The following is a 12421-nucleotide window of genomic DNA, read 5'->3' as shown; positions in this document are numbered from 1 at the left end:
CCGGGGGGATCAGAGGGTTGGCAGCCGGTTTACCGTTATTCCTGTATTGCGCATGCAGACCGTTGACTATTCTCCTTCCGAGCTCGCTCCCGAGGCCCATTCCCGCCTCGCGCATTCCCGTTTTTACCAACGTTTACACCGGCGCTATGCCGAGGAGCTAGGGATTTTCCCTGAGGGCGTGCCGCAGCGCGCGGGCATGGAGCAGGCGCTCGACGCCTTGTCCCGCCAGGGAATGGACCTCTCGGCCGCGCTGCGCGTGCTGCGCCAGTTGGTGATGGAGCGGCTGCTGCAGCTCGACTGCGCGCAGCAGGCGCCGCTGGCGGTGGTCACGCAGGCCGTGACCCAACTGGCCGAAGTGGCGCTGGACCGCGCCTGCAGCCAGGTGCGCGCCGATCTCGACAGCCGCCATGGTGCGCCCGTAGGCCCCGAAGGCCAGCCGGTGCAGCTGTGGATCGTGGGCATGGGCAAGTTCGGCGCGCGCGAACTCAATGTGTCCAGCGACATCGACCTGATCTATGTCTACGAGCACGAAGGCGAGACCGCGGGCCTGCCCGACGGCCGCGGTCGGCTGTCCAACCACGAATATTTCGGCCGCGCGGTCAAGGGTATCTATGCGCTGATCGGCGAAGTCACCGAGCACGGCTTCGTGTTCCGCGTCGATCTGGCGCTGCGCCCCAACGGCAATTCGGGGCCGCCGGCAGTCTCGCTGGCCGCGCTCGAGGAATACCTGCAGACCCAGGGCCGCGAGTGGGAGCGCTTCGCCTGGCTCAAGAGCCGCGTGGTCGCGCCGCGCGACAGCGTGCGCTCGCCCGAAGTGCAGGCGCTGCGCGGCGTGGTGCTGCCTTTCGTCTTCCGCCGCTACCTCGACTACAGCGTGTTCGACGCGCTGCGTTCGCTGCACCGCCAGATCCGCGAGCACGCGGCCAAGCGCAGCGCGGGCCATCCCGGTCGCGCCAACGACGTCAAGCTCTCGCGCGGCGGCATACGCGAAATCGAATTCACCGTGCAGCTGCTGCAGGTGGTGCGCGGCGGACAGTTTCCCGAGCTGCGCTGCCGGCCCACGCTCGAAGCGCTGCAGCGCCTGTCGCGCTCTGGCCTGATGTCGGCCGAGACCGCCGAAGCGCTGGCCCAGGCCTACACCTTTCTGCGCCAGGTCGAGCACCGCATCCAGTACCTCGACGACCAGCAGACCCATGTGCTGCCCACGCGCGACGACGACCTGCTGTGGATTGCCCAGACCATGGGCTATCCCGACTGCAGTCGCTTTCTGCACCAACTCGACGCCCACCGCGAGCTGGTGGCCGAGGAGTTCGACACGCTGCTCGGCGGCAATGCGCCGCCGCAGTGCAGCAACGGCCAATGCAGCGGCCCGCGTTCGCTGACCGTGGCCACGCCGCAGGAAATCGATGACCTGCTCACGCAGATGCCGCCTCAGTTGTCGGCGCGCGTCGCCGAGTGGCGCGACCACCCGCGCGTCACCAGCCTGCGCGAGGAAACGCGCGCGCGGCTGTTCCGCCTGGTGCAGCGCACCGCGCAGTGGGTTGCCGACGGCAGCGTGGGCGAGGAAGCCGCAGTGCGCCTGATCAACTGGCTCGAACCCTTGCTGCGGCGTGAAAGCTATCTGGCGCTGTTGCTCGAGCGCCCCGCCGTGCACGAGCGCCTGCTGCACCTGCTGGGCGCGGCGCGCTGGCCCGCGCGCTACCTGCTGCAGCACCCGGGCGTGATCGACGAGCTCGCCAGCGATGCCTTGCTGACCGACCGCTTCGTTGCCGCCGACTTCGAGCGCGAGCTCGCGCTGCGCCTGACTTCGCTGCAGACCACGGGCGAGGACGACGACGAAACCCTGCTCAACCTGCTGCGCCGTGCCCACCATGCGGAAATATTCCGCACGCTGGCGCGCGATGTCGAAGGCCGGATCACCGTGGAGCAGGTGGCTGACGACCTGAGCGCGCTCGCCGACAGCGTGCTGCGCGTCACCGGCCAATGGTGCTGGTCGCGCCTCAAGGGCCGCCACCGCGAGGAGCCGCAGTACGGCATCATCGGCTACGGCAAGCTTGGCGGCAAGGAGCTGGGCTATGGCAGCGACCTCGACATCGTGTTCGTGTTCGACGACGACGACGAGCGCGCGCCCGAAGTCTATGCGGCCTTCGTGCGCAAGCTGATCAACTGGCTCACGGTGAAGACCGGCGAAGGCGACCTGTTCGAGATCGATACCGCGCTGCGTCCCAACGGCAGCTCGGGCCTGCTGGTCACGGGTTTCGACGCCTATGCGAAGTACCAGCAGCAGCGCGGCAGCAATACCGCCTGGACCTGGGAACACCAGGCCATGACACGCGCGCGCTTCGTGCTCGGCAGCGATTCGCTGCGCCAACGCTTCGACGCGGTGCGCGAAGCCGTGATCTCCGCGCCGCGCAATCCCGAGCTGCTGCGCGCTGAAATCGTCGCCATGCGCGCCCGCGTGCGCGCCGCCCATCCGGTGCGCGGCCAGCTGTTCGACGTCAAGCACAGTCCCGGAGGCATGGTCGACGCGGAATTCGCCGTGCAGTATCTGGTGCTGCTGTGCTCGCGCGAGCACCCGCAGCTGCTGATCAACATCGGCAATATCACACTGCTGCGCCATGCCGAGGCAGCGGGCCTGCTGCCGCCTGGCGTCGGCCTGGCCGCGGCCGACGCCTACCGCGCGTTGCGCCGCATCCAGCACAAGGCGCGGCTCGATGAGTCCAGCGGTCAGGTCGAGCTGCAGACCGCCGTGGCGCACCGCGATGCGGTGCTGACGCTGTGGCGCGCGGTGTTCGGTACGCCCGACAGCGGGGATCTCGCGCCCGGCCTCAGCGCCCATATTTGAAATCAAACGTTAATTGATCTGCGCCTTACACCCCCGCCCGGTGCCGCTTTGCGGCCTGGGTGCGGGCCTGTGTGGCTCGGGCAGGCTTTGGGCGAAAGCGTTGGCCGCTGCCGGGTGCGCATGCGGCGGTGTGAGAATTTCAGGGACGTTTTAGCGATTGGTTACAGTTTTGGGGCTGCATTGGCTGGAACTTTGGCGCAGACTCATCCTCAATCACTTTGAGCGTGCACAAGCAAAGCCTGGAGCACCAAACCTTTTACTGTTGCGAAGCCTTTGAGGACCTGATCCTTATAGACCCCCTGAAGCGCTTCTCCTCCCTCCCTCTCTTTATTCGTTTCGGGATGCTTCGCAACTTTTTTATTCGATGAAAAATGGCCTCCGCAAGGAGGCCATTTTTTGTTTGTCGTGCTGAAACCGTTCAGGCGACAGGCACGGTGTCCTTGAAGCTCGCACGCAATGCCAGCTTGTCGGTCAGGCGCGCGAGGTTGGGGTGGTCGTCGCGCCAGGTCAGTTGCGGGAAGCGGAACGCGAGCCAGTCGAGCGCGCAGCCCGTGGCGATGTCGGCCAGCGTCATATGGATGCCGCAGCAAAACGGCTTGTCGCCCAGGGCCTTGGACATCGCCTGCAGGCTGGCATCGACCTTGCCCAGCTGGCGGTCTATCCAGGCCTGGCTGCGTTCGCCGTCGCCGCGTCCCGGCCAGGTGGCTTCGAGGCGGGCGAGCACGCCGGCATCGAGCAGGCCGTCGGCCAGCGCTTCCCAGGTCTTGACGTCGGCGCGCTCGCGGCCGCTGGGCGGCAGCAGCTTGCCCACGGGCGACAGCGTGTCGAGGTACTCGACGATCACGCGCGAGTCGAAAAGCGCCAGTTCATGGCCTTCGATCATCAGCCGCGGCACCTTGCCCAGCGGGTTGCTGGCGCTGACCGCGGCATCGGCGGCCCAGACGTTGTCGATCTCGAACTGATAGTCGAGCTTTTTCTCGGCCATCACGACACGCACTTTGCGCACGTAGGGACTGCTGGTGGTACCGATCAATTTCATAGTGCGAATTTCCATGGCGCGGGACCCGGCAAGTGCCGGCTGGATGATTCTATCGGCAGCCATGCGCGGCATGGGATTTGGCATGCCCCCTACAATTGAGGGCATGAGCTTTTCCACCATTTCCGCCCTCTCCCCGCTCGACGGCCGTTACGCCGCGAAACTCTCCGCCCTGCGCCCGATCATGAGCGAACAGGGGTACATGCACCGCCGGGTGCAGGTGGAGATCGCCTGGTTCATCGCGCTGTCCGACGCCGGCTTCGAAGAATTCAAGCCGCTGTCCATTGGCGCGCGCGCCTATCTGCTGGGCCTGGTGAAGAACTTCAGCGAATCCGACGCCGAAGCCATCAAGGAAATCGAAAAGACCACCAACCACGACGTCAAGGCCGTGGAATACTGGATCAAGTCCAAGTTCGAGGCGCGTCCCGAACTCGAGAAGGCTTCCGAATTCGTGCACTTCGCCTGCACCAGCGAAGACATCAACAACACCAGCCATGCGCTGCAACTGCGCGTCGGCCGCGACATGGTCGTGCTGCCCGCGCTGGACCGCATCGTGCTCAAGCTGCGCGAAATGGCGCATCAGTACGCTGACGTCCCCATGCTCAGCCGCACCCACGGCCAGACCGCGAGCCCGACCACCGTCGGCAAGGAAATGGCCAACGTCGTGGTGCGCCTGCAGGCCGCCGTGGACCGCATCGCCAGCGTCAAGATCCTGGGCAAGATGAACGGCGCCGTGGGCAACTACAACGCCCACCTGTCGGCCTGGCCCGAGTTCGACTGGGAAGCGTTCAGCAAGAAAGTCATCGAAAGCCCCGAACCCAACGGCCTGGGCCTGACCTTCCAGCCCTACTCGATCCAGATCGAGCCGCATGACTACATGGCCGAGCTGTTCGATGCCGTGGCGCGCGCCGACACCATCCTGATCGACCTGTCGCGCGACATCTGGGGCTATGTCTCGCTGGGCTACTTCAAGCAGCGCCTGAAGGCCGGCGAAATCGGTTCCTCGACCATGCCGCACAAGGTCAACCCCATCGACTTCGAGAACGCCGAAGGCAACCTGGGCCTGGCCAACGCCGTGCTCAAGCACCTGTCCGAAAAGCTGCCCGTGAGCCGCTGGCAGCGTGACCTGACCGATTCCACGGTGCTGCGCAACATCGGCGTCGCACTGGGCTACGCCACGCTGGCCTACACCTCGCTGATGACCGGCCTCAACAAGCTCGAACTCAACGAAGAGAAGCTCGCCGAAGACCTGGACAACGCCTGGGAAGTGCTGGCCGAGCCCATCCAGACCGTGATGCGCCGCTATGGCGTGCAGGGCGCGTACGAGAAGCTCAAGGAAGTCACGCGCGGCAAGACCGTTCAGGCCGAAGACCTGCATCGCCTGATCAACGGCCTCGAAATCCCCCAGGCCGACAAGGACCGTCTGCTGGCGATGACGCCCGCTTCGTATGTCGGCAAGGCCGCCGAACTCGCGCGCCGGGTTTGAGTTCCTCCCCGAGTCCATGCCCCTGAGGGCATGCGCCGGGTTTCAATGTCGCAATGCCCGTCCATCCTTCGACAGGCTCAGGACCAACGGTTTGGAGTGCCTGCTCCCGCGCCGTTGGCCGCGAGTGCTCCCACGCCGTTCGCCCTGAGCCTGTCGAAGGGCATTTCAGGGCTTAGCCTGTGTTTGATCCATTGCCGGATCAATTCTTTTTCTCGACCCCAACGGCGCGCCCATGGCCCTCAAATCCACCATCTTCAAGGCCAATCTCCAGATTGCCGACATCGACCATGGCTATTACGCCGATCATGCGCTTACGCTGGCTCGCCACCCGAGCGAGACCGACGACCGCATGATGGCGCGCCTGGTCGCGCTGGCGCTCAATGCCCACCAGCTCAACGACCTGTGCAATGGCGACGCGACGCTGAGCTTTGGCGCCGGCCTGTCCGATCCCGAAGACCCGGATGTCTCGCTGACCGACTACACGGGCCGCAAGCGCCTGTGGATCGAAGTCGGCCAGCCCGAGGACAAGCCCATTGCCAAGGCCTGCAGCAAGTCTGACCAGGTGCTGCTGTATCCGTTCAGCCACTCGGCCGACGTCTGGTGGCGCGGCATTGAAAGCAAATTCAGCCGCCTGCCCAAGCTGCAGGTTTGGCGCCTGCCGTCCGAAACCGCCCCCGAACTGGCCCAGCTCGCCGAGCGCAGCATGCAGCTGCAGGCCACGATCCAGGAAGGCAGCATCACGCTCAGCAGCAAGCTGGGCAGCGTGGTGGTCGAGCCGATTCGCTGGAAGTAGATCGACCGCTCAGCGTCCCTGGCCCGACTTGTTTTCCGCGGCCCGCTCGGCGTAGCGGTTGAAGCGCCAGGCCGAGTTTTCTATGGTGATGCGGCGCCAGACGCTGCGTTTCTCTATCGGGTCGAAGCCCGGCCACAGCTGCACTTCCTCGAAGGTCCGGCCGCAGCCCTTGCACAGGTTGTCGCCCTGGCTGGTGGAGCAGATGGCAATGCAGGGGGTGTCGGGCGTGGTGTCGTACCAGGCGAGCCATGCGGCCTGGGCATGCGAAGGCACCTCGGCGGCGTCGACTTCGCTCGCATGGCGAAAGATCATCAGCGCATAGACATCGGCCAGCGCCCGGGCTTCGGCCGCGAGCAGTACGCCGTCGGGCGACGGTTTTTTGTGGCGCCAGTAGTTGATGGCTGCCTCGATGTCGGTGATGTGGATTCCTGCCATGGGGGGTGCGAACAATGCGGCCCTGGATCATAAGCTGCGTGTCGCCGACGCTACGGCGCCATGGCTTTTGGCGCCCAGGTCTCCCGCAAAAAAACAGGTTTATGCCGAAAGCGTCGCTAAATGTGTTCAAATCTCGAGCTTCGAAGGGGAGTAGCTCTCGTTGCGATGTCCGGCGTGCCGGTCCATCGGGCGTGCGCCGAGGTCGTCAATACGAAGCGCAAGCTTCCGGCCTCGCGGGTTCCGTGCAAAACGGTGCCGAGCAAGACCTTTGAGAGACCGGTGCGCTGGTCTGTCAAAGCATTTCCCTTCGGCCCAGCTTCCTGGTTCTGGCTGTCGCAGGAAAGTGCTTGAGAGTTCGCGCATCCGCTTCCTTCCGACGCGGGGGAATCCGTTCCAGGCTCAGAGGCCTCGGGTTCCTGCCGCTTTATGGCATTCGACTACGAGGTTTTTATGGATTTGGACTTCCTCACGCATACGCCGTTCTGGATTGCACTGGGACAGATCATCATCATCGACATTCTGCTCGGTGGCGATAACGCGGTGGTGATTGCACTGGCCTGCCGCAAGCTGCCGCCAGAGCAACGCAAGAAGGGCATCATCTGGGGCACGGCGGGTGCCATCATCCTGCGCGTGATCCTGATCGCGTTCGCGATGACGCTGCTGGCCCTGCCTTTCCTGAAGTTCGTCGGCGCGCTGCTGCTGGTGTGGATCGGCGTCAAGCTGCTCGCTCCCGATGAAGACGCGCACGACGGCATTCAGGGCAGCGACAAGCTGCTGGCCGCGATCAAGACCATCATCGTCGCCGACCTGGTGATGAGCGTGGACAACGTGATCGCCATCGCCGGTGCCGCGCAGAGCTCGGGCGAACACCAGATGCTGCTGGTCACGCTGGGTCTGCTGATCTCCATCCCGATCATCGTCTGGGGCTCGCAGCTGGTCATCACGCTGATGGACCGCTTCCCCATGATCATCACTGCCGGCGGCATGCTGCTGGGCTGGATTGCGGGCGGCATGCTGGTGTCCGATCCGGTCTTCGCGAACACCGAAAAGTGGCTGTGGATGCCCAAGCTGGAGCAGACCAAGGCGCTGCAGTACGGTGCCCAGATCGCGGGCGCGCTGCTGGTGCTGGCCATCGGCAAGTACGTCGCTTCGCGCAAGCCCAAGGCCGTCCACGGCTCCGGTCACGCCTGATGTGGCAGGGTCTGCGGCAGGCACCAGCCCGCGCCGCAGGCCTTTCTCTTGCCAAGGCAGGCCCTCCCAGGCCTGCCTTTTTCATTGGCGCAGCCAGACCGGAGTCCTCTTGAACCGCACTACCTTCATTGTCTATGTGGACGACGCGTCGCACGCGTTGCCGCTGCTCACGTCGTTGGCGACCTCGTTCGAGGCCACCAACCCCCGCTGGCTGCTGGTCGCCTGCGCGCCCCGCATCACCCACCGCGCAAGCAAGTGGGCCAGCCACCGCAGCCGCGAAAACTGGCGCAATCAATGGGCCGACAAGCTGTTTGCCCAGCTCGCACCTAGCCTGCAGCGACCCGGGGCGCAGGCGGATGTGACTCAGCTGCTGGCGCGCCAGCCCCTGCCGGAGCTGCTGACCGAACTGCAACAGACCTACGGTCAGGTGCAGGTTGTCGACGCGCGCCGTCCCAAGCGCGAAGAGCCCGCGCCGCAGCGCTGGGGTACGTCGGGCCTGATCGCGGGCATAGGCAGCCTGCTGGCGTGGACGCTGGGCGAAGCCATCGCCTGATCGGCGCCGCCCTCCGCGGTAAAGGGCGGCTTGAAATCCGTTCGGCCTGGGCCGCATCCCGTTCGGGCTGGGCTTCATGCCGTTCTGGCTGAGCCTGTCGAAGCCCGCGCTGCTATGCTGGCAGCATGAAACTTCTCATCCAATGGTTCCTCTACGCCGCCGCGCTGCTTGCCGTGGCGGCGATCTATGGTGGCGTGGAAATCCGCAGCTTCGGCGCGGCGATGATCGCGGCCCTGGTCATAGGCCTGCTCAACGCCGTGGTGCGGCCGGTGCTGGTGGTGCTGACGCTGCCGGTCACGCTGATCACGCTGGGACTGTTCCTGTTCGTGGTCAACGCGCTGATGTTCTGGGCCGCGGCCAGCGTGCTCGACGGCATACAGGTCAGCGGCTTTGGCGCCGCTTTTCTGGGCTCGCTGATCTACTCGGCGCTGGGCCTGGTGATCGATTCAGCGCTCCGCCGTCTGTTCCCGTAAAAGCTCCTGCGTCGCACGCAGCCGGGTGTCGATGATCGATGCCTCGAAGTGGTCGTTCTGCGAGCCTGCGCGCCTGGCCATTTCCTGGCCGGCGCGGAAGCGGTCCACCGCCGCCGCATAGTCGTAGTGCGCGGCCTGGGCCTCGCCTTCGGCGCGCAGCGCGCGCAAAGGCTGGTTCTGCGCCTGCCACACCTGTGCGATCGCCTGCCAGGCCGCGGCATCGCGCGGATAGAGTGTGACCCAGGTCTGCAGCGGGCTGGCCATGGCCTGTGCCTGGCCCAGGCGCAGCAGGATCTGCGTGCGCAGCAGCAGCACGGGGCGCGAAGGCTTGTCGGCCTTGTCGTCGATTTCCGTCACCGGTGCCAGCGCCTGCAGCGCTGCCTGTGGCTGGCCTGCGGCAAGTTCCAGTTCAGCCGCGAGCAGGCCCGCCTGGCGCAGGCCTGCGCCATCGCCGGCGAGCGCCTGGGTGAGCGCCGGCAAGCCGGCGCGCGCCGGACCGTAGTCCTGCAATTGAATGTGCGACAGCACCGCCGCATAGAGGCCGGCCACGCGCTGGGCCTGCGGCTGCGCCGCAAATCCGCTCGATTCCGGCAGGCGCGTCCATTGGCGCAGCACATCCACCCCGGGGCGCGACAGCACGCGTGCGCGCGCGGCCATCATGCCGTGCTCCAGCGATGGCGCGGGCTGGGTCTGCGGCTGGCCCGCGGGCAGCCGCGACTGCATGTCAGAAATGCGTTCGCTGGTCAGCGGGTGGCTGCGCAGATAGGGCCAGCTGCCGTTGTCGTTGAGCCGGTTGGCCTGCTGCAGCTTGTCGAACATGCCGACCATGCCCTGGGCCGAAAACCCCGCGGGCGCCATCAGGCCGTAGCCCATGCGGTCGGCTTCGCGCTCCATGTCGCGCGAGAAATTGAGCTGGTTCTGCACCATGGCCGCCTGGCCGCCTATCATCAGCGCCTGGGCCGCGTCGGGGCTCTTAGACGCGGCCAGCGCGCCCAGGATCATCGAGGCGATCATCAGCGGCGTATGCCGGCTTTGGCCGGCGATCATGCGGGCGATATGCCGCTGGCTCACATGGCTCAGTTCATGGGCCAGCACCGAGGCCAGTTCGTCGCGCGTGCCGACCACGCCGATCAGCCCCAGGTGCACGCCAAAATAGCCGCCGGGCAGCGCGAACGCATTCACCGACCTGTCGCGGCCCAGCAGGATCTGCCAGGCAAAGCGCTCATCGAGCTCGGGCGACAGCTCGCCGCGCGCGCGCGCCGCGGCCAGCAGCGGCTTCCATATGCCTTCGACATATTCCTGCAGCGGCGCATCCTCGAGATAGTCGGGGTCGCGGTACAGCGAGCGGATGATGCGGTCGCCCATGCGCCGCTCGTCGCTGGTGGTGATGCTCGCGCCGTCGCCCAGCGTGGGCAGCTGCAGCTGGGCCGCGAGTGGCGGAGGCAGCAGCGTGGCGCCGGTGATGGCCAGCGCGAGCAGCATGCGCAAGGGTTTTTGTCGGGAAAAAAGCATTGTTTGCAACCTGGGGGCATCGCCGAGGGGTTCGGCGGTGGCTGTGGCACACCCCACTATGATGCCTTGATTGACTTAACGTTCCGTCGGACGGCGCCCCGCGCGCTGCCCGACCCCAGCACCATGACTTCTCCGCTCACCCATTTCGACGCCCAGGGCCAGGCCCATATGGTCGATGTCGCCGCAAAGGCCGCGACCCACCGCATAGCGATTGCCGAAGGCCGAATCATCATGCTGCCCGCAACGCTGGCCCTGATCGCCTCGGGCAGCGCAAAGAAAGGCGACGTGCTGGGCATTGCGCGCATCGCGGGCATCATGGCCGCGAAAAAGACCAGTGATTTGATTCCGCTATGCCATCCCTTGGCGCTGACGCGCGTGGCTGTCGATTTTGAATTGATTGAGGCCGACAATGCCGTCGAATGCCGCGCCACGGTGGAAACCGTGGGGCCTACGGGCGTTGAAATGGAAGCGCTGACGGCGGTGCAGATCGCGCTGCTGACGATCTACGACATGTGCAAGGCCGCGGACCGGCGAATGACCATCTCCGGCGTGCGCGTGCTGGAGAAGCACGGGGGGAAGTCGGGAAGTTGGGTGACACAGTCATAAAAAAACGGTCTGCCGAAATTCGGCAGACCGTTGTAGCCATCGGGTGGTTAACCCAAATGGGTGTAAATCGGCAGCAAAAGCGTTTATTGCGCGGAGAAAGTCGTTCCGCCTGCAATTGCAGCGGTTGCGACAGAGCAGCTGCCTGGAAGCAGTTTCTTAAGTTGAGCAGCTGCGTCGCTTGCGGCCATGCACTTCATGCCGCCGATCTGCTTGCCCGCAAGGTTATTAGCTCCTGTTGCTGTCAGCAAAGCAGTAGTAATTTCTGCACCGTCCTTCGTCAAAGGAACGAAATACAGGTAGTGCGTTGCGGCGGGAAGGCCAAGATCCTTTTCGGCTGCGCTATTTGCCGCCACCACGATTTCCAGACGCGCAGCGCCTGCGGCGTTGGTAGCGACTTCAGTCACGTATTTTCCGGCAACCGTTTCACCAGTCACTGCAGGAATCTCACATCCCCAGCCGCCTGGGCCTGGATTGGTCGCGCTGAGGGGGTCCATGGATGTCTGGTATTTCGCCGAAACATCAGCGCGGCAGGCCGAACCTTGCAGCACGACTTCAGAGAAGCGTGCTTTTTGCATGTAGGTCTGATACGCCGGCAGTGCCACGGCCGCCAAAATACCAATGATCGCCACAACGATCATCAGTTCGATCAAGGTAAAACCTTGCTGGATAGAACGCTTCATGTAAAGCTCCTGAGTAAAAAATTAGGTAACCCACATCAGCAATTGTTGTGCCAATGCGCGTTCGGTGATCTGTCCTCTGCGCAGGCAAGTTTTGCTTGCAAGTCCAGCGACATTCCAACATTTTCTGACAAGTTTGCCGCGGTCGTATGACAAAGTTGTCATGGCTGTGGGTATCGTGCCAAAAGATGTCACTCTTGACCCAGCGCAGGGCCTCAGGTGGCGGGGTGTAGCAGGATGAAGTGCAGCCGCGTGCCCGCCAGTTCGATCAGGTCGTCATGCTGCAGCGGCCGGGGCTCGGAGCCCACGGCCAGGCCGTTGAGGCGCAGGCTGCCGTCCGTGCCTTCGGTGCGCGCGACCGTGAAGCCCGTGGCCTTGCGCGTGATCGCGGCCACGGCCACGCCGGGCTTGCCCAGGGTGGTCACGGGCTTGACCAGCGCCACTTCGCGTGCGGCATCGCCTTCAATGCGCAGGCAGGCGGGCTGGGCCGCAGCCGCGGTCGCGGCCCAGGCCGCATATTCCTCGGGGGTGAACTGCAGGCTCAGCTGGTACTGGCCGATATGCAGCTGATCGTCATGCTGCAGTTCCTGGCGCGTGATGCGCTGCTGGTTCACATAAGTGCCGTTGGTGCTGTGCAGGTCTTCGATGGTGACGCGGCCGTCCACGCAATGCAGCAGCGCATGCTCGCCGCTGACGGCCAGATTGCTGATCACGATGTCGTTGTAAGGCCGCCGCCCGAGCGTGGTGCGCTCCTTGGTCAGCGCGACTTCCTTGATGATGGTTCCGTCAATTGAAATGACCAGGCTGGGCATGC

Annotated in this window: 12 protein-coding genes; 7 read left to right on the top strand and 5 right to left on the bottom strand. The window is 64.9% G+C overall.

Annotated elements, in window-relative coordinates:
* Positions 1 to 52 precede the first annotated feature (52 nt).
* Positions 53 to 2845, top strand: a complete 2793-nt coding sequence (glnE, locus tag ACSVDO_RS20450) for a bifunctional [glutamate--ammonia ligase]-adenylyl-L-tyrosine phosphorylase/[glutamate--ammonia-ligase] adenylyltransferase (protein ID WP_489594323.1) — start codon at positions 53 to 55, stop codon at positions 2843 to 2845.
* Positions 2846 to 3263: 418 nt separating this feature from the next.
* Here the strand turns inward: glnE and ACSVDO_RS20445 are convergent, their stop codons facing one another.
* A complete protein-coding gene (locus ACSVDO_RS20445; protein ID WP_332538351.1) occupies positions 3264 to 3884 on the bottom strand; it encodes a glutathione S-transferase family protein in 621 nt (206 codons plus the stop codon).
* Positions 3885 to 3987: 103 nt separating this feature from the next.
* Between ACSVDO_RS20445 and purB the strand changes: the two genes are divergently transcribed.
* Together purB and ACSVDO_RS20435 are read left to right on the top strand one after the other, a co-directional pair.
* Entirely contained in the window at positions 3988 to 5367 is a 1380-nt protein-coding gene (gene purB, locus ACSVDO_RS20440; protein ID WP_489594321.1) for an adenylosuccinate lyase, read from the top strand.
* A gap of 232 nt (positions 5368 to 5599) precedes the next feature.
* On the top strand, positions 5600 to 6160 hold the full coding sequence (locus ACSVDO_RS20435) for a YaeQ family protein (RefSeq protein WP_332538349.1): 561 nt from the start codon (positions 5600 to 5602) through the stop codon (positions 6158 to 6160).
* Positions 6161 to 6169: 9 nt separating this feature from the next.
* Here ACSVDO_RS20435 and ACSVDO_RS20430 read toward each other — a convergent pair whose 3' ends face one another.
* Entirely contained in the window at positions 6170 to 6595 is a 426-nt protein-coding gene (locus tag ACSVDO_RS20430; RefSeq protein WP_332538348.1) for a DUF3717 domain-containing protein, read from the bottom strand.
* Positions 6596 to 7045: 450 nt separating this feature from the next.
* Here ACSVDO_RS20430 and ACSVDO_RS20425 point away from each other — a divergent pair, with 450 nt between their 5' ends.
* From ACSVDO_RS20425 to ACSVDO_RS20415, 3 genes are all read left to right on the top strand, one after another.
* Entirely contained in the window at positions 7046 to 7786 is a 741-nt protein-coding gene (locus tag ACSVDO_RS20425; protein ID WP_489594319.1) for a TerC family protein, read from the top strand.
* 109 nt (positions 7787 to 7895) lie between these two features.
* Complete coding sequence (locus ACSVDO_RS20420; protein ID WP_489594317.1) at positions 7896 to 8339, top strand: hypothetical protein; 444 nt, start codon at positions 7896 to 7898, stop codon at positions 8337 to 8339.
* 125 nt (positions 8340 to 8464) lie between these two features.
* Positions 8465 to 8812: a phage holin family protein gene (locus tag ACSVDO_RS20415; protein ID WP_332538345.1), complete on the top strand. Its 348-nt coding sequence runs from the start codon at positions 8465 to 8467 to the stop codon at positions 8810 to 8812.
* On the opposite strand, the gene ACSVDO_RS20410 is transcribed toward ACSVDO_RS20415, so the two are convergent.
* The gene (locus ACSVDO_RS20410) at positions 8786 to 10324 is read right to left on the bottom strand and encodes a M48 family metalloprotease (RefSeq protein ID WP_489594314.1); all 1539 of its coding nucleotides are present in this window, start codon (positions 10322 to 10324) and stop codon (positions 8786 to 8788) included. The two genes, ACSVDO_RS20415 and ACSVDO_RS20410, sit on opposite strands and share 27 nt — an antisense overlap.
* 123 nt (positions 10325 to 10447) lie before the next feature.
* Between ACSVDO_RS20410 and moaC the strand changes: the two genes are divergently transcribed.
* A complete protein-coding gene (gene moaC, locus ACSVDO_RS20405; RefSeq protein ID WP_489594312.1) occupies positions 10448 to 10930 on the top strand; it encodes a cyclic pyranopterin monophosphate synthase MoaC in 483 nt (160 codons plus the stop codon).
* A gap of 83 nt (positions 10931 to 11013) precedes the next feature.
* Here moaC and ACSVDO_RS20400 read toward each other — a convergent pair whose 3' ends face one another.
* Positions 11014 to 11610 carry a pilin gene (locus ACSVDO_RS20400; protein ID WP_489594310.1) on the bottom strand — a complete coding sequence of 199 codons (597 nt, stop codon included), beginning with the start codon at positions 11608 to 11610 and terminating at the stop codon, positions 11014 to 11016.
* Between the two features lie 212 nt (positions 11611 to 11822).
* The gene (locus tag ACSVDO_RS20395; RefSeq protein WP_489594308.1) at positions 11823 to 12419 is read right to left on the bottom strand and encodes an FHA domain-containing protein; all 597 of its coding nucleotides are present in this window, start codon (positions 12417 to 12419) and stop codon (positions 11823 to 11825) included.
* Positions 12420 to 12421: the final 2 nt, after the last annotated feature.

The sequence above is a fragment of the Comamonas sp. DB36 genome, assembly GCF_057914905.1.
This window is presented reverse-complemented; position numbering and strand designations above follow the sequence as displayed.

What these genes read in the sequence shown, in the direction of transcription:
- glnE (WP_489594323.1), top strand. Translation starts at nt 53, where the DNA reads ATGCAGACCGTTGACTATTCTCCTTCCGAGCTCGCTCCCGAGGCCCAT.
- ACSVDO_RS20445 (WP_332538351.1), bottom strand. Translation starts at nt 3,884, where the DNA reads ATGAAATTGATCGGTACCACCAGCAGTCCCTACGTGCGCAAAGTGCGT.
- purB (WP_489594321.1), top strand. Translation starts at nt 3,988, where the DNA reads ATGAGCTTTTCCACCATTTCCGCCCTCTCCCCGCTCGACGGCCGTTAC.
- ACSVDO_RS20435 (WP_332538349.1), top strand. Translation starts at nt 5,600, where the DNA reads ATGGCCCTCAAATCCACCATCTTCAAGGCCAATCTCCAGATTGCCGAC.
- ACSVDO_RS20430 (WP_332538348.1), bottom strand. Translation starts at nt 6,595, where the DNA reads ATGGCAGGAATCCACATCACCGACATCGAGGCAGCCATCAACTACTGG.
- ACSVDO_RS20425 (WP_489594319.1), top strand. Translation starts at nt 7,046, where the DNA reads ATGGATTTGGACTTCCTCACGCATACGCCGTTCTGGATTGCACTGGGA.
- ACSVDO_RS20415 (WP_332538345.1), top strand. Translation starts at nt 8,465, where the DNA reads ATGAAACTTCTCATCCAATGGTTCCTCTACGCCGCCGCGCTGCTTGCC.
- ACSVDO_RS20410 (WP_489594314.1), bottom strand. Translation starts at nt 10,324, where the DNA reads ATGCTTTTTTCCCGACAAAAACCCTTGCGCATGCTGCTCGCGCTGGCC.
- moaC (WP_489594312.1), top strand. Translation starts at nt 10,448, where the DNA reads ATGACTTCTCCGCTCACCCATTTCGACGCCCAGGGCCAGGCCCATATG.
- ACSVDO_RS20400 (WP_489594310.1), bottom strand. Translation starts at nt 11,610, where the DNA reads ATGAAGCGTTCTATCCAGCAAGGTTTTACCTTGATCGAACTGATGATC.
- ACSVDO_RS20395 (WP_489594308.1), bottom strand. Translation starts at nt 12,419, where the DNA reads ATGCCCAGCCTGGTCATTTCAATTGACGGAACCATCATCAAGGAAGTC.